The organism is Streptomyces sp. NPDC046931 (assembly GCF_040644655.1).
GTDB lineage: Bacteria > Actinomycetota > Actinomycetes > Streptomycetales > Streptomycetaceae > Streptomyces.
In genome coordinates, this window is record NZ_JBEYWX010000006.1 from 178,170 (window position 1) to 194,315 (window position 16,146).

General features: G+C 72.2%; 14 protein-coding genes and 1 pseudogene. 10 read left to right on the forward strand and 5 right to left on the reverse strand.

From position 1 onward, the window contains the following. The first annotated feature begins 56 nt into the window (after positions 1 to 56). Positions 57 to 737, forward strand: coding sequence for a TetR/AcrR family transcriptional regulator (locus ABZ876_RS14525; RefSeq protein WP_361779530.1), 681 nt, complete (start codon positions 57 to 59; stop codon positions 735 to 737). A 197-nt stretch (positions 738 to 934) separates the two neighbouring features. On the opposite strand, the gene ABZ876_RS14530 is transcribed toward ABZ876_RS14525, so the two are convergent. Together ABZ876_RS14530 and ctaD are read right to left on the reverse strand one after the other, a co-directional pair. Beyond that, entirely contained in the window at positions 935 to 1,276 is a 342-nt protein-coding gene (locus ABZ876_RS14530; RefSeq protein WP_361779532.1) for a hypothetical protein, read from the reverse strand. Then, on the reverse strand, positions 1,273 to 2,922 hold the full coding sequence (gene ctaD, locus ABZ876_RS14535) for a cytochrome c oxidase subunit I (RefSeq protein ID WP_361779535.1): 1,650 nt from the start codon (positions 2,920 to 2,922) through the stop codon (positions 1,273 to 1,275). Before ctaD ends, ABZ876_RS14530 begins: the two co-directional genes overlap by 4 nt. 105 nt (positions 2,923 to 3,027) lie before the next feature. Between ctaD and ABZ876_RS14540 the strand changes: the two are divergent. The 3 genes and pseudogenes from ABZ876_RS14540 to ABZ876_RS14550 form a co-directional block, all read left to right on the forward strand. Beyond that, positions 3,028 to 3,522, forward strand: a pseudogene (locus ABZ876_RS14540) (sigma-70 family RNA polymerase sigma factor); the annotation flags it as partial. A gap of 292 nt (positions 3,523 to 3,814) precedes the next feature. After that, a complete protein-coding gene (locus tag ABZ876_RS14545) occupies positions 3,815 to 4,801 on the forward strand; it encodes a CU044_5270 family protein (RefSeq protein ID WP_361779952.1) in 987 nt (328 codons plus the stop codon). A gap of 305 nt (positions 4,802 to 5,106) precedes the next feature. Continuing rightward, a complete protein-coding gene (locus ABZ876_RS14550; RefSeq protein WP_361779538.1) occupies positions 5,107 to 5,850 on the forward strand; it encodes a polysaccharide deacetylase family protein in 744 nt (247 codons plus the stop codon). Positions 5,851 to 5,928: 78 nt separating this feature from the next. On the opposite strand, the gene ABZ876_RS14555 is transcribed toward ABZ876_RS14550, so the two are convergent. Further along, complete coding sequence (locus tag ABZ876_RS14555; protein WP_361779955.1) at positions 5,929 to 7,641, reverse strand: ABC transporter ATP-binding protein; 1,713 nt, start codon at positions 7,639 to 7,641, stop codon at positions 5,929 to 5,931. A 216-nt stretch (positions 7,642 to 7,857) separates the two neighbouring features. Here ABZ876_RS14555 and ABZ876_RS14560 point away from each other — a divergent pair, with 216 nt between their 5' ends. From ABZ876_RS14560 to ABZ876_RS14570, 3 genes are all read left to right on the forward strand, one after another. Next, positions 7,858 to 8,946 (forward strand): S-(hydroxymethyl)mycothiol dehydrogenase, encoded by a 1,089-nt coding sequence (locus ABZ876_RS14560; RefSeq protein ID WP_361779543.1) that lies wholly within the window; start codon positions 7,858 to 7,860, stop codon positions 8,944 to 8,946. After that, positions 8,946 to 9,575: an MBL fold metallo-hydrolase gene (locus ABZ876_RS14565; protein ID WP_361779546.1), complete on the forward strand. Its 630-nt coding sequence runs from the start codon at positions 8,946 to 8,948 to the stop codon at positions 9,573 to 9,575. Before ABZ876_RS14560 ends, ABZ876_RS14565 begins: the two co-directional genes overlap by 1 nt. A 169-nt stretch (positions 9,576 to 9,744) precedes the next feature. Then, positions 9,745 to 10,713 carry an aldo/keto reductase gene (locus ABZ876_RS14570; RefSeq protein WP_361779549.1) on the forward strand — a complete coding sequence of 323 codons (969 nt, stop codon included), beginning with the start codon at positions 9,745 to 9,747 and terminating at the stop codon, positions 10,711 to 10,713. A 56-nt stretch (positions 10,714 to 10,769) separates the two neighbouring features. Here ABZ876_RS14570 and ABZ876_RS14575 read toward each other — a convergent pair whose 3' ends face one another. Beyond that, positions 10,770 to 11,321 carry an RNA polymerase sigma factor gene (locus ABZ876_RS14575; RefSeq protein WP_361779552.1) on the reverse strand — a complete coding sequence of 184 codons (552 nt, stop codon included), beginning with the start codon at positions 11,319 to 11,321 and terminating at the stop codon, positions 10,770 to 10,772. A gap of 46 nt (positions 11,322 to 11,367) precedes the next feature. Here ABZ876_RS14575 and ABZ876_RS14580 point away from each other — a divergent pair, with 46 nt between their 5' ends. From ABZ876_RS14580 to ABZ876_RS14590, 3 genes are all read left to right on the forward strand, one after another. Next, a complete protein-coding gene (locus ABZ876_RS14580) occupies positions 11,368 to 12,768 on the forward strand; it encodes a serine/threonine-protein kinase (protein WP_361779555.1) in 1,401 nt (466 codons plus the stop codon). 150 nt (positions 12,769 to 12,918) lie between these two features. Next, positions 12,919 to 13,647, forward strand: a complete 729-nt coding sequence (locus ABZ876_RS14585) for a DUF4232 domain-containing protein (protein ID WP_361779558.1) — start codon at positions 12,919 to 12,921, stop codon at positions 13,645 to 13,647. A 189-nt stretch (positions 13,648 to 13,836) separates the two neighbouring features. Beyond that, positions 13,837 to 15,081 carry a hypothetical protein gene (locus tag ABZ876_RS14590; RefSeq protein ID WP_361779560.1) on the forward strand — a complete coding sequence of 415 codons (1,245 nt, stop codon included), beginning with the start codon at positions 13,837 to 13,839 and terminating at the stop codon, positions 15,079 to 15,081. Positions 15,082 to 15,222: 141 nt separating this feature from the next. Here the strand turns inward: ABZ876_RS14590 and ABZ876_RS14595 are convergent, their stop codons facing one another. After that, positions 15,223 to 15,894, reverse strand: a complete 672-nt coding sequence (locus ABZ876_RS14595; RefSeq protein WP_361779957.1) for a 1,4-alpha-glucan branching protein — start codon at positions 15,892 to 15,894, stop codon at positions 15,223 to 15,225. Positions 15,895 to 16,146 lie beyond the last annotated feature (252 nt).

Here is a 16,146-nt window from a genome sequence, read left to right on the forward strand (position 1 = left end):
GCGCGCGACAAGATTGACGAGAGGCGAACGGACCATCGAATGACGCGGGGGAGTGCGTGGCGGGCAGACTCAGACAGCCCACGGGTCGCTACGGCGGCAAGTCGGCCGAGGAGCGGCAGGCCGAGCGGCGTCGGCGGTTCCTGGACGCCGCGCTCCAGCTCTTCGGCGCCGGCCCCGGCTTCCGGGGCACCACGGTCGCGGCGCTGAGCGAGGCGGCGGGGCTGTCGACGCGCCAGTTCTACGAGGAGTTCCACACCCTCGAGGACGTCCTGGCCGCCCTGCATCTGGAGGTCAACGACTGGGCGGAGCAGGCCGCGGCCGTCGCCCTCACCGGCGCCCGCGACCTGCCGCTCGCCGAGCGCGCCGCCGCGGTCTTCGGGGCGTACGCCGCGAACGTCACCTCCGATCCGCGCCGCATCCGGATCACCTTTGTGGAGATCATCGGTGTCAGCCCGCGGCTGGAGGAACAGCGGCTGGAACGCCGGTCCCGGTGGGTCGAGTTCATCTGCGCCGAGGCCGCTCTGGCCGTCGAGCGCGGCGAGGCGGCGCCGCGCGACTACCGGATCGCGGCCACGGCGTTCATCGGCAGCGTCAACGGCCTGCTGCACGACTGGCGGGCGGGCTGGGTCGACGCGACCCTCGAGGAGATCGTGGACGAACTGGTCCGGCAACTGCTCGCGATCCTGAGGCCGACGGGGTGGCCGCCGGACGGCTCCGTGCCGCTGCCGGGACCATGAGGCGGAGCCGGCCCGGGAGCGCATGCTCACGCGGCCGGCTCCTCGGCTGCCTCACCCGGCTCCTCGGCTGCCGTACCCCGCTCCCCGGAACGCCGCTCCCTTGATCCGCCGTCAGGTGATCACCCGCCGCCCCGGCAGACACTGTTGGCTGACGGCACATCACGATCCGGCAGGCGCACTGGCCCGCGGGGACTGCCCTAACCGCTGACCCGTGTCAGCAGAGCGGCCACGACGCACAGCGCCGCGCCGAGCAGCCAGCCCGCGCAGAGCCTGCGGCGCAGGGCACGGTATCTGTCCTCGTACTCGGCGCGCAGTTCCGTGCCGCGCCGCGCGGTGTGCTGCCAGGAGCGGCGGGCGAGAGCCAGATACTCATGGGTGAAACGCTCCTCGAGTTCCTCCCGCTGGGTGCCGGTGAGCCAGACCAGGGGGCCGGTGAGACGCTCCGCGGCGGCGCGGCCCTCCGAGACCGCGGCCTGGAGGAGCAGATGCCCCTCGACCTCGCTGATCAGCACGCTCACGTCCACCGGACGGTCCGTCACCGGGGATTCCCCTCGGGGTGGTGCAGGTCGAACGCCGGTGACTCGGAGCGGATCCGCGGCAGGGACACGAAGTTGTGCCGTGGTGGCGGGCAGGGCGTCGCCCACTCCAGCGAGCGGCCGTAGCCCCAGGGATCGTCGGCACGCACCGGCTTGCCGTACTTGGCGGTCTTCCACACGTTGTAGAGGAACGGCAGGAACGACAGACCGAGCACGAACGAGAAGATCGTGGAGACCGTGTTGAGCGTGGTGAAGCCCTCCACCGCGAGATAGTCCGGGATGCGGCGCTGCATTCCGTTCGCGCCCAGCCAGTGCTGCACCAGGAACGTGCCGTGGAAACCGGTGAACAGCGTCCAGAAAGTAATCTTTCCGAGCCGCTCGTCGAGCATCCTGCCGGTGAACTTCGGCCACCAGAAGTGGAAGCCGGAGAACATCGCGAACACCACGGTGCCGAAGATGACGTAGTGGAAGTGTGCGACCACGAAGTACGAGTCGGACACCGCGAAGTCCATCGGTGGGGACGCCAGGATGACACCGGTCAGACCGCCGAAGGTGAAGGTGACCAGAAAACCCGTGGCCCACAGCATGGGTGTCTCGAAGGACAGCGAGCCCAGCCACATCGTTCCGATCCAGTTGAAGAACTTCACGCCGGTCGGGACGGCGATGAGGAACGTCATGAAGGAGAAGAACGGGAGCAGCACGCCACCGGTGACGTACATGTGGTGCGCCCACACCGTCACGGACAGGCCGGCGATGGAGATGGTCGCGCCGACCAGGCCCATGTAACCGAACATCGGCTTACGGCTGAAGACCGGAATGACCTCGCTGATGATGCCGAAGAACGGCAGCGCGATGATGTACACCTCCGGGTGGCCGAAGAACCAGAAGAGGTGCTGCCACAGCAGGGCACCGCCGTTCGCAGCGTCGAAGACGTGGGCGCCGAACCGCCGGTCCGCCTCCAGGGCGAACAGCGCGGCCGCGAGGACCGGGAAGGCCAGCAGGACGAGCACACCGGTCAGCAGCACGTTCCACACGAAGATCGGCATACGGAACATGGTCATGCCGGGCGCGCGCATACAGACGATCGTGGTGATGAAGTTGACCGAGCCGAGGATCGTCCCGAAGCCCGAGAGGGCCAGACCCGTGATCCACATGTCGGCGCCGGCGCCCGGCGACCGGACCGCGTCCGACAGCGGCGCATATGCGAACCACCCGAAGTCGGCGGCCCCTTGCGGGGTGAGGAACCCACCGACGGCGATCAGTGAACCCAGCAGGTAGAGCCAGTAGGCGAACATGTTCAGCCGCGGGAACGCCACGTCGGGCGCGCCGATCTGGAGCGGCATGATCCAGTTTGCGAAACCGGCGAACAGCGGCGTCGCGAACATCAGCAGCATGATCGTGCCGTGCATCGTGAACGCCTGGTTGAACTGCTCGTTCGACATGATCTGCAAGCCGGGCCGGGCGAGTTCCGCCCGCATCAGCAGGGCCATCACCCCGCCGACGCAGAAGAACACGAACGCCGTGACCAGATACAGCGTGCCGATCCTCTTGTGGTCCGTGGTGGTCAGCCACCTCACCGCGGCGGTCCCGGGACGGCGTGCGGCCGCGGCGGGGGGCGCCGGACGCGGCGTGACAGTGTTGCTCTCCATGCCCCGCCTGTGTCCGCCTCCCCCCGGCCGCTCACACCCGGGGAACGCGACGAGCGTCACACGGGAGGGTGTGACGTTCCCGAACCTGCCGGACACCAACGGAACATGAGCGACGACGAGATCTTCGCCGCTGCCTATCGCGAGCACTACTGGGCGGTCAGCCGCTATGTCGCGCGACGGCTTGACAGCGGCACCGGCGACGTCGAGGAAGTGGTGGCCGAGGTGTTCACCGTGGCCTGGCGGCGCCGGTCCGACCTGCCCGCCGCCCCGCTGCCCTGGCTGTACGGGGTGGCGCGCAACTGCCTGGCCAACACGGTACGCGGCCACGGCCGCCGTCGGCGGCTCCTCGACCGGCTCGGCAACGACGAGACCGCGCACGGCCGGCAGACCGTGGCGAGCCCCGACTCGGACACCCCCGGCGGCTGGGTGCACGAGGCACTGGCCCGGCTGTCCCCGGCCGACCGGGAGGTCCTGCGGCTGACGGCCTGGGAGGAACTCGCGATCGACGAGGTCGCCGTCGCGCTCGGCTGCGGCAGCCGCGCGGCGTCGATGCGCCTGCACCGTGCGCGCAGACGCCTGAGAGCGGAGATCGACCGGATGCCGGTCACCGGGATGCCCGGCGGCGCCCCCACCGAGGGGGTCCCGGACGCCGCCCGAACCGCTAGCGGCACCTGGACGGCAGCGTCGGACGCCGATGTGTCCCGCCCCGATTCCCCGACCGCACCGCCCGGCGCCGTAGCGCCTCCTCGCGGTACCCCGACCGCACCGCCCGGTGCCCCGGCGCCCCGGCGCGGAATCCCCACCCCACCGGCCCGCGCCGTGGCGCCCCGGCGCGACACTCCGAAGGAGCACGACCATGGCTGACGGACACGACACACGGACGGAGCCTGCCGTGCCCGACGACCTCGCGCTGCTGCGCCGCGCCAACCCCGTGCCCGCTTCGGACCCCCGCTACCAGGACGGTCCCCTCGGCCACGAGGCCGAGCGCCGCCTGCGCCGCCTGCTGCACAGCGGCACACCCGCGCGCCCTGCCCGGCACGTACGACGCTGGGCCTGGTCCCTCGCCGCGGCCACCGCCGTCGCCGCCGTCGCCGCCACACTGCTGCTGTCCGGTCCCACCACCGCGCCCGCCGTGGCCGCGCCCCGTCCCCTGACCGTGCGGGCCGGCTCCGCTCCCGTCCCCCTGAGGGAACTCGCCGACCGGGCCGTCGCGGCCCACGGCTCGCTGACACTGCGCCAGGGCACCCATGCGCAGACCTGGAGCCTGGGCCTGAGCACCGGTCCCGGATCCCGTCCGCCGATCACACTGCCCGAGGAGCGGGTCGTCCGCTGGCAGGCCGACGGCAGCCACACCGAACTCGTCGTGGCCACCGACCCGCGGCACCCGGGCACGCCCGTCATCACCGACGCCGACGGCACCCCGCGCACCGTCGAGGACGGCCATGTCCTCAGCCGGAAGATGTACTGGCCGAGCTGGAGCGACGCCCCGCCCCAGGCTCGGCCCCCGCACACGGCCGCGGCCCTGCGCGCCTATCTGGAGGAGATCGACACCACCACCACGACGAACACGCCCGAACTGGTCGACGCGGTCTCCCGGTTGCTCGACAACTGGACGCTGGGATCACGGGAGAACGCTGCCCTGGTGCGGGTCCTGGCCGACGCGAAGGGCCTGCGCCCGGTCGGCGCGCTCACCGACCGGCTGGGCCGTCAGGGACAGGCGTACGTGTACGACGACATCGCGCACGCCGGCCAGGGCATGCTGATCCTGGATCCCGCCACCGGCGCGGTACTCGGCCTGGAGACCACCGCCACGAAGGCCGACCCCCAGTACGGTCTCAAGACCGGTGACGTGCTGTCGTACAGCGCCTGGATGCGGTGACCACAGCCCCCGGCCGGTCGAAGGTTCCCGGGGGCCGGCACATCCGCGCACGGCCTCCGCGCGAGAAAGCCGCAGACCCGGATGGCGGCCGCACGGCCGAGACTGCGCGGATCCACGGCCCGGGGCTGCCATCCTGGACACCGGTCCGCCGGTTCGCTGCCGTCACCGGGCCACTGCCGTGGTGTGTGCCGCGTGGGGCACCGGGCAGGGCCGGACCTGGACGACCTCGCACCCGGGCCGCGGCCCCCGACCGGAGGGACACCACTTGTGACCACCGCAAGGCACCGTCCGCAGGAACGCCCCTCATGACCGCCGCACGCCTGATCCGCACGGTCGCCCGCGCCGCGCTGCCCGCCCTCGCCGCCGCCCAGGTCGCGCCCGTCGTCTCCACCTTCGGACCGCTCCGCAACCGCGTCATGCCCCGGCTGTCGGGGCGCGGACGGGCCGGCCATGTCGCCCTCACCTTCGACGACGGCCCCGACCCCCTGTCCACCCCGCTGTTCCTGCGGCTGCTCGCCGACCGCGGCGTGCACGCCACCTTCTTCCTGCTCGGCAGCCAGTCCGACCGCTCTCCCGGCCTGGTCCGGGAGATCGCCGCGGCGGGCCACGAGATCGGCGTCCACGGCTGGCTGCATCGTCCCCTCCTCCTGCGCGGCCCACGCGCCACCTACGACGACTTCGCCCGCGCCCGGGACACCGTCGCCGGTATCACGGGGCGGCAGCCGCGGCTGTTCCGGCCTCCGTACGGCATCATGTCGGCCGCCGCCCACCTGGCCGCCCGCCGTCTCGGACTCACCACGGTGCTGTGGACCTGCTGGGGCGAGGACTGGACCGCCCGCGCCACGCCCGAGTCCGTCCACCGCACGGTCACAGCCGACCTCGACGGTGGCGGAACGATCCTGCTGCACGACTCCGACTGCACCTCCGCCCCGGGCGCCTGGCGGGCGGCGCTGGGTGCGGTACCGCTGGTCCTCGACACCTGTGAGCAACGGGGATACGAGGTGGGAAGGCTGGCCGACCACGGCTGGCCCTGCCCGGCGGCGGCGTGAGGCGACGCCACGCCCGTCCGATGGCGTGTCGGCCGGACTGTGCCGCCGCCGCATGGCGCGGAGCCTTACCCGGCGCCCTCAGTCGGCCGCCGCGAGGAACTGGGTCGCGGCCAGTTCGGCATACAGGGGGTCTCCGGCCACCAGGTCACGATGAGTACCGATCGCCCGCACCCGGCCCGCGTCCATGACGACGATCCGGTCGGCCGTCGTCACGGTGGACAGCCGGTGAGCGACCACCAGCACCGTCGTCGACCGCGCCACATCCGCGACCGTGTCCCGCAGCGCCGCCTCGTTGACCGCGTCGAGCTGTGACGTCGCCTCGTCCAGCAGCAGCAGACGCGGGCGACGCAGCAACGCGCGGGCGATCGCGACACGCTGGCGCTCCCCGCCGGACAACTTGGTCCCGCGGTGCCCGACCAGCGTGTCGAGCCCCCGGGGGAGCCGCTCCACCAGAGCGTCCAGCCGCGTCGTCTTCAGCACATGCGCCACCTCGGCGTCCTCCGCCTCCGGATTGCCGAGCCGCAGGTTGTCCCGCAGCGACCCGGACAGCACCGGCGCGTCCTGCTCCACATAGCCGATGGCGGACCGCAGCTCGGACAGCTCCCACTCGGCCACGTCACGGCCGTCGAGCGTAATGGTGTCGGACTCCGGGTCGTAGAACCGCTCGATCAGCGAGAACACGGTCGTCTTGCCCGCCCCCGACGGGCCGACGAAGGCGGTCATGCCCCGGCCCGGCATCGCGAAGGTCACGCCGTGATGCACATACGGCAGGTCGTCTGCGTACCGGAAGCGCACCTCCTCGAAGGCGATCGCGGCCGGTCGTGCTCCGGGCGACGGCAACGGCGCGGGCCGCGCGGGCGGTTCGGCGGGCAGCCGCAGCGCCTCCTGGATCCGGGCGAGCGCGGCGGAGCCCGCCTGGTACCGGGTGACCGCGCCGACGACCTCCTGGATCGGAGACATCAGATAGAAGACGTACAGCAGGAACGCGACCAGCGTGCCCACGTCGATCGACCCGGTCGCCACCCGCGCCCCGCCCACCGCCAGCACGGTGATGAAGGCGATCTGCATCGCCAGGCCCGCCGTGTTCCCCGCGGCCGCCGTCCACTTGGCGGCCCGCACACTCTGCCGCCACGACTCCTCGGCCGCCGCGTGGACGGACTCCTCCTCGCGGTGCTCCGCGCCCGACGCCTTGACCGTGCGCAGCGCGCCGAGGATCCGCTCCAGCGACGCGCCCATCGCGCCCACCGCGTCCTGGGCCTGCCTGCTCGCCCGGTTGATGCGCGGCACGATGACCCCGAGCACGGTGCCCGCGCCCAGGACCACGGCGAGCGTGACGCCCAGCAGCACCGCATCGACCAGGCCCATCATCACCACCGTCGCGATCAGCGTCAGCCCACCGGTGCCGAGACCGACCAGGGAGTCGGTGGTCACCTCCCGCAGCAGCGTGGTGTCGGAGGTGATACGGGCCATCAGATCGCCGGGCTCGGTGCGGTCCACGGCGGATATCCGCAGGCGCAGCAGATACGACGACAGCTCGCGCCGCGCACCGAGCACCACCGACTCGGCGGTGCGCCGCAGCACGTACGAACCCAGCCCGCCCACGACCGCGTTGGCGAGCACGAGCCCCGACATGCCGAGCAGCGCCCCGGTGACGGGCCGGTCGTGCGCCAGGTCGCCGATCAGCCCGCGCGCCACGAGCGGCAACAGCAACCCGGTGGCCCCGGTGACGAGCGCCAGCAGCGCACCCGCGCACAACGCCCACCGGTGCGGTCGTACGTATCCGAGGAGCAGCCGCCACGCGGGCGGTACGGAGTCCCGGCGTGGTGCCGTACCTTCCGAACGTTCCGTATGGTCCGAATCGGTGATGCTCACAGCGCTCCTTGCGGAGTGTCACGGCGTCCCTTGCGCAGTGCGGGCGTTCAGCCTACGCAAGGATCACAGGTGTGGGCCGCCGTGGCCCACACCGGGCGCACAGCGCCCGCACCACCGACGGAAGGCAGCAGCACCATGGCGCAGGAAGTACGCGGCGTGATCGCCCCCGGCAAGAACGAGCCGGTGCGGGTCGAGACGATCGTGGTACCGGATCCGGGGCCCGGGGAGGCGGTCGTACGCGTCCAGGCGTGCGGGGTCTGCCACACCGATCTGCACTACAAGCAGGGCGGCATCAGCGACGACTTCCCGTTCCTGCTCGGCCACGAGGCGGCCGGTGTCGTCGAGTCGGTCGGCGAGGGCGTCACGGACGTCGCCCCCGGTGACTTCGTCGTCCTCAACTGGCGGGCTGTGTGCGGGAAGTGCCGTTCCTGTCGGCGCGGCCGACCCTGGTACTGCTTCGCCACGCACAACGCCGAGCAGAAGATGACCCTCGCCGCCACCGGCCAGGAGCTCTCCCCGGCCCTCGGCATCGGCGCCTTCGCCGAGAAGACGCTGGTCGCGTCCGGACAGTGCACCAAGGTCGACCCGTCCGTCTCCCCGGCCGTGGCGGGCCTGCTGGGCTGTGGGGTGATGGCCGGCATCGGCGCCGCCCTCAACACCGGGAACGTCGGCCGCGGCGACTCCGTGGCCGTCATCGGCTGCGGCGGCGTCGGCGGCGCGGCCATCGCCGGATCGTATCTCGCGGGCGCGTCGAAGATCATCGCGGTGGACATCGACGACCGCAAGCTCACCACCGCCAAGGAACTGGGTGCCACCCACACCGTCAACTCCCGCCAGAGCGACCCCGTCGCGGCCATTCGCGAGCTGACCGGCGGCTTCGGCACCGACGTCGTCATCGAGGCGGTCGGCCGCCCGGAGACGTACGAGCAGGCCTTCTACGGCCGTGACCTCGCCGGCACCGTCGTTCTAGTCGGGGTCCCCACCCCTGAGATGAAGCTCCAACTGCCGCTCCTCGACGTCTTCGGGCGCGGTGGGGCGCTCAAGTCGTCCTGGTACGGGGACTGTCTGCCCTCCCGCGACTTCCCCATGCTGATCGACCTGCACCTCCAGGGACGCCTCCCCCTCGAGAAGTTCGTGACCGAGACCATCGCCCTCGACGAGGTCGAGAAGGCCTTCGAGCGGATGCACCACGGCGACGTGCTGCGCTCGGTGGTGGTGCTGTGATGACCGCCCGCATCGACCACCTCGTCACCTCCGGCACCTTCTCCCTCGACGGCGGAACATGGGAGGTCGACAACAACGTGTGGATCGTCGGCGACGACCACGAGGCCATCGTCATCGACGCCGCCCACGACGCCGACGCGATCGCCGAGGCCGTGGGCGACCGGCAGCTGCGCGCGATCGTGTGCACGCACGCCCACAACGACCACATCGACGCCGCCCCCGCCCTCGCCGAGCGGACCGGCGCCGTGATCTGGCTCCACCCGGACGACCTGCCGCTGTGGAAGACGACCCACCCGGACCGCCTGCCCGACCGCTGGCTGGACGACGGCCTGGTGATCGAGACGGCCGGCACCGATCTCACCGTGCTGCACACCCCGGGCCACGCGCCCGGCGCGGTCTGCCTCTACGACGCGGGTCTCGGCACGGTCTTCACCGGCGACACCCTCTTCCGGGGCGGGCCGGGGGCCACCGGACGCTCGTTCTCCCACTTCCCGACGATCATCGAATCGATCCGCGACCGGCTGCTGACCCTCCCGCCCGAAACGGTGGTCCGCACGGGACACGGCGAGACGACGACCATCGGCGCCGAGGCGCCCCACCTGGACGAGTGGATCGCGCGCGGCCACTGACGCGACGCGGTACCGCCGACCGGGAACCCCACCCCGCGGGCGCGCCACGGCACTTAGGGTGGGCAGGGATCACGTCGTCGGGGTCGGCGGCGCCGCCGGACGGTCGCGAGCGCTCGCGTCCGGCGGTCCGCTGGGCCCGGCCCCGCCCCCGAGGGAAAGCAGGAGTGGCATGGAGTACGTGAAGCTCGGTTCGACCGGTCTTGACGTGTCCCGGATCTGCCTGGGCTGTATGAGTTTCGGCCTCCCCGACCGTGGCACCCACACATGGAGCCTCGACGAGGAGGCGTCCCGCCCCCTGATCCGCCGGGCGCTCGACGCCGGCATCAACTTCTTCGACACCGCGAACGTCTACTCGGACGGCACCAGCGAGGAGATCGTCGGCCGTGCGCTCGCCGAGTACGCCCGCCGCGACGAGATCGTGCTGGCGACGAAGGTGCATGGCCGGATGAGGTCCGGGCCCAACGGCGGCGGACTGTCCCGCAAGGCGATCATGACGGAGATCGACCACAGCCTGCGCCGTCTCGGCACCGACTACGTCGACCTCTACCAGATCCACCGCTGGGACCCCGCCACTCCCGTCGAGGAGACGATGGAGGCCCTGCACGACGTGGTCAAGGCCGGCAAGGCCCGGTACATCGGGGCCAGTTCGATGTACGCCTGGCAGTTCTCCAAGGCCCAGTACACGGCCCGGCTCGGCGGCTGGACACGGTTCGCGTCGATGCAGAACCACTACAACCTCCTCTATCGCGAGGAGGAACGCGAGATGCTGCCCCTGTGCGCGGACCAGGGCGTCGGGGTCCTGCCGTGGAGCCCGCTGGCCCGCGGGCGCCTGACCCGCGACTGGGACGAGAGCAGCGAGCGCAGCCGCACCGACGAGTTCGGCAAGCGGCTCTACCAGGAGGGCGACCGGGCCGTCGTCGAGGCGGTGGCCGCGGTCGCGGCCGAGCGGGGTACTCCGCGCGCCCGTGTCGCCCTCGCCTGGCTGCTGCATCAGAGCACCGTCGCCGCGCCCATCGTCGGCGTGACCAAACCGCACCACATCGACGACGCGGTGGCCGCGCTCGACGTCCACCTCACCGACAAGGAGATCGAGGCGCTCCAGGAGCCGTACCGGCCGCACTCCGTCAGCGGCCACTGACAGGACTTCATGACAGGGAGGGGGCGGCACGGGTCTTCCCTACCGCCCCCGGGCTCTTACAGGCTGCCGGCCAGCCAGGGCCTGACCTGCCTGCGCGCCTCGTGCAGACGGGACTTCAACGTGCCCAGCGGGACCCCGACGCGTTCGGCGACCTCCGCGTACTCCAGCTGGCAGATGTCCCGGTAGACCAGCGGCGCCACCAGATGCGGATGCTCGCGCTCCAGCCGCTCCAGGGCCTCCAGCAGGTCGACGCGGGACCCGGCGATCACACTGGTCGTCCGCGGATCCACATGCTCCGCCGCGTCGATGGCCCCGGGCTGCTCGACGGCCCGGCGCTTCAGCTCCCGGTACTTCTGCCGGGCGCAGTTGGCGACCACCGTGTACAGCCATGTGCTGAAGCGGCTGCGGCCCTCGAACGTGGAGATCTTCCGAGCCACCTGCAACAGCACGTCCTGCGCCGTCTCCTCGGCGTCCTCCCGACACGGCAGGAACCGTCCGCAGCGCCGCACGACCTCCGGCCTCAGGTGCAGGAGCAGCGTGTCCAGCGCGGCCCCGTCACCCGCCGCCGCGAGCCGGGCGAGCTCCTCGGTGTCCGCGGCATGCCCCACAGGGAGCTCCCCTCGATGTCGATGTCCGGCCAGGCATGATAGTCGCATGCACTCCCTGGAGCGGATCGACCGCTACCGCCTCGAACGCCGCCTGGGCGGCGGCGCCTTCGGCACCGTCTGGCTCGCCCACGACGACGTCCTCGAGGCGCCCGTCGCGGTGAAGGTGCTCGCCGAGAACTGGGCCCATCGGCTCGATGTCCGGGAGCGCTTCCTGTCGGAGGCACGTCTGCTGCGCCGGGCCGGTTCCAGCCGGGTCGTCCAGGTCTACGACATCGGCGAACTCCCCGACGGCAGACCCTACTTCGTCATGGAGTACGCCGACGGGGGCACCCTCGCCGACCGGCTCACCGACGGTCCGCTCCCGGTCGCCGAGGCCCTGCGCCTGACCGCGTCCGCCGCCCGCGCCGCGGCCGCCCTGCACGACGCCGGCATCGTGCACCGGGACATCAAGCCCTCCAACGTCCTGCTGGGGACCGCGCCCGACGGCTCCCCCCGGCTGCTGCTCGCGGACCTCGGCCTGGCCAAGAGCCTGGCACAGGCCTCCGGACTGACCATGGCCGCGGGCTCCGCCGGGTACGCTCCGCCCGAGCAGACCGAACCCGGAACGGGCATCGACGCCCGCGCGGACGTCTACAGCCTCGGCGCCCTCGGCTACCACCTCCTCACCGGCACGGTTCCCGCACCGCCCGGCAAGGTGCAGCCCCCGGACCGGCTCCGCCCCGATCTGCCGTCCGAGGTCCGGCGGGCGCTGCTGCGGGCCATGGAGCCCGACCGGGAGCGGCGCTGGCCGACCGCGGACGCCTTCGCCGACGCCCTCGACCGGCTCGCCGACGGCCCCGGGCGGTCCATCGGCCCATCCCCGGCCCGGGCCCCCGTACGGACCCGCCGACGTGGCACGCTGCTCCTCGCGCTGGCCGCCGTGGCCGTCGCCGGCGGCGCCGCGGTCACCGTCACCCAGCTGCTCGGCCGCAACGCCGCGGCGGATGTGACGGTCGAGGACACCACCGGACGGATCGAGGCCGCCGTGCCCGCGGCCTGGGCCCGCCAGCTGCGCGACGCCGGCTGGGACCCGAAGGCGCTGGGTCTGCCGACCGGTCAGGAGCCCGCCCTGGCCGTCGCCGACGACCTCTCGCACTGGCAGGACCTCGGCACCGATGTGAACGGCGCGTTCATCGGCCTGAGCGAGCACGGCGACCTCGCCGCCCGGGTGCGCGCCCTCGCCCACACCGGATGCCGCTACGAGGGGAGTCGTGACTACCACGGCACGGCCTGGCAGGGACGCATACGCACCTGGAAGGACTGTGACGGCGGCAGGGGCTCCGTCACGGAGGCGGCCCTCACCCCGGCCGACGGCACCGGCACCACCCGGGTGTACGTACAGCTGCGCCAGACCGGTGGAAGCGACCGGACCGACCGGATCCTGGACTCGGTGCGGCTCACCGGCTGACCGCCGTCACGACACGGCCGTCAGCCACCGCACAGCACACGAAAACGGCGCGAACCTTTCCCCGCGAGCGCGCATCGCACAGAGATGACGGGGCACACGGCTCCGTCCACACCCGCCCGGCCCGGGCGGTGAGTTTCGAGGAGCATCGACATGGTGACCTTCCGGCGCGGCACGACGGGCCCGGACCACGACAGCACGGCCCCCTTCCTGACGGCGCGACGCGTGGTGTCGGCGCTGGGCGCGGTCGCCGCGCTGAGTCTGCTCACCGCCTGCGGCAACGACCACGGCACCTCCGTCAGTCCGCAGAAACTGCCCGGGACGGCCCAGCCGGCCTCCGGCGACCACACCGGCGAGGGCGCGGAGCCGACGGGGACGGACAGCACCCCCGCCGCCGCCACCGGATCGAGCGGGTCCGGCTCCACCACCTCCGCGGCCTCCACCGGAGGCGGCACGACGAGCGGCGGCCGCTGCCACACCTCCGAACTGCGCGCGTCGGTCGGCCGCAACAACCCCGGCGCCGGGCAGGAGAACTTCCCGCTGGTCCTCACCAACCGCTCGGGGCGGACCTGCACGATCGACGGCTACCCGGGCGCCGCCTTCGTCGACGCCTCGGGCAAGCAGCTGGGACCCGACCCCAAGCGCAGCTCCGGCCACCCCGCCAGGATCACGCTCGCGCCCGGCCGGAGCGCCTGGGCGGGTCTGTCGTTCTCCAACCCCGAGGTCAGCGGCGCCAAGTCGGCCACCCCCGCGGCGATCCTCATCACCCCGCCGGACGAGCGGGGCTCCCTGAAGGTGACATGGTCGGGCGGCCCGGTGCCCGTGTCCGGCAACTCCTCCTCCTCGTTCCTGACGGTCTTCCAGGCCGGCACCGGCGCCTGAGCCCCGTACTCGGCCCCGCTGCCCACCCGCCGGGCAGCGGGGTTCGTCATGGCACCGTCGCGTTTGTCACAGAGCGGCAACACGTGACGGGTGCCCCGATCTTTCCGCCGTTCCCCTCCATCGAACCCGTTCGACCGACACCGCACAAAGGCTCCTCAGGGAGCCGCGACGAGGAAACCGGGGACGAACATGAACGGCATCTCACGCAGGAGTGTGCTGACCGCAGGGGCGGCGGCGGGCGCCCTGGGCGCACTGTCCGGCTGCTCGGGCGGCTGGGGCACGGGCGGCGAGGCCCCCGCGCACGGCTCGGGCACGGCACAGGCCCGGCCCCTGAAGCCCATAGGCGACGGCTCCACCGCCGACACCGGGGCCCAGCCGCACCAGCCCAAGGCCGAGCGGCTGAAGACCGGCAGCCGGCCGCCGCAGTTCGTGGTCTTCTCCTGGGACGGCGCGGGCGAAATCAGCAACAAGCTGTTCTCCCGCTTCCGGAAGATCGCGGCCGACCACGGCGCGTCGATGACCTTCTTCCTCAGCGGCATCTACACGCTGCCCGAGTCCAAGAAGCACCTCTACCGTCCGCCGCAGCACCCGGTCGGGGCCTCCGCGATCGGCTACCTGGCCGACCGGCACATCCACGCCACGCTCCAGCAGGTGCGCGCCGCGTGGCTGGAGGGTCATGAGATAGGCACCCACTTCAACGGCCACTTCTGCGGCGCCGACGGGGTGCGCCGCTGGTCGTCCGCCGAGTGGAGGAGCGAGATCGAACAGGCCGTCCGCTTCGTCACCGAGTGGAAGACCAACACCGGCTTCACCGACCTCGACCCGCTGCCCTTCGACTACCGCAAAGAACTGATCGGCGGCCGCACCCCCTGCCTGGAGGGCCAGGCCAACCTGCTGCCCACCGCGGCCGCACTCGGCTGGAAGTACGACGCCAGCTCGCCCGGGGGACTGCAGATCTGGCCCGCAAAGGTGCAGGGCGGACGGATCTGGGACTTCCCTCTCCAGTCCATCCCGTTCTCCGGGCACAACTTCCAGGTGCTCTCGATGGACTACAACATGATGTTCAATCAGTCCGGCGGCAACCCGCTGGGCGACCGCTCACGGTACGGCGCCTGGCGCGCCCAGGCACGGGACACCTACCTGGCGGGCTTCCGGCGCGCCTACGAGACCAACCGTGCCCCCCTCTTCATCGGCAACCACTTCGAGCGCTGGAACGGCGGTGTCTACATGGACGCCGTGGAGGAGGCGATCGAGCGGATGGCCGCGTACGACGAGGTGCGCATGGTGTCCTTCCGGCAACTGGTGGAGTGGCTCGAGGCCCAGGATCCGGCGGTTCTCAGGAAACTGCGCACCCTGGCACCGGGTCAGTCGCCGCTCGGCGGCTGGGGGGAGTTCCTCGGCGCACCCGTGTCCTCGGCGACGACGGGGAGCTGACCGGCCACGCCGTCGGCACCGCCGATGGGTCCGGTCCCCCACAGTGCGGGGACCGGACCGACGACCACGAAGAGGGAGGCGTGCGCGCGCTCCGTCGCCCACAGCGCACAGGACGTCGGCAGGAGCTCCCTCGGCAGGGTCCTAACCGGAGATTTCCCGCAGCGCGGCGAACACGGCGCGGTGCTCACCGCCCTCGGGGGAACGCCAGCCCGCGCTGACATGTCCCGTCGCCTCCGCCGGGGAGGCGGCGTCCGGCTCCAGGACGCGCATGACCTGGATGGCCAGTTGCCGGGCGGATCCGGACCCGGTGGTGTCCATGGTCAGGCGGGTGTCGCGGGGGCCGCTGCTCACGGTCGTCGAGGTGACTGCGGTGGTGACGGCGGTGCCGTCGAAGCGGACGGTGACGGACGGGTCGGGCGTGTCGCTCGGGCTCTGCGCCTGTGGTTCGGCGTGCCCCTGGAGAAGCGCCAGCAACTGGGCGGCCAGCACCGGGTCGTGAGTGCCGTCGTAGATCCAACGGGGCCCCAGCACTCCGTGCTCGGACGTCCCGATGAGGGCCTGGTCCGCTCCCTTCAGGGGAGCGCCCCGGTAACTGAGCGGCACGTGGTACGCGACGGGCCGGTCGCCGGACCGGTCGGTGACCACCATGAACTCGATCCCGACCTCGCCCCGCGGGTCGTCCAGCCGGAACCCTCCGGCCCTGGACAGCACCGGCTCACGGCCCACGCCGAGATACCAGGGCTGAGCGGGCAGCCAGGAGGTGAGGAGCTCCAGCTTGGTGGGCACCATGGTGGTGTGGTGGATGATCGCCATGCCCGGTGAACGCGCAGGGCCCGACCAGGTGTTCCCGTTCACGCCTCCGCCGGCCGGGGAGCCGCGCCGCAGGGCCGCACCGTGCGCGGCAGCCGTCCGCCACACGCCCGGCGGACGGCGGTCGCCGCTCTCACGGTGGGCCGTCACGTAGCGTGGGAAGAGCGCAGGGGCACCGGCCCCCGTCGCCATCAGTCGCGCGCCGCGACCCCACAGCTCGTAGGGTCGCGGACCCAGTGCCGGCCCCGGGCCCAC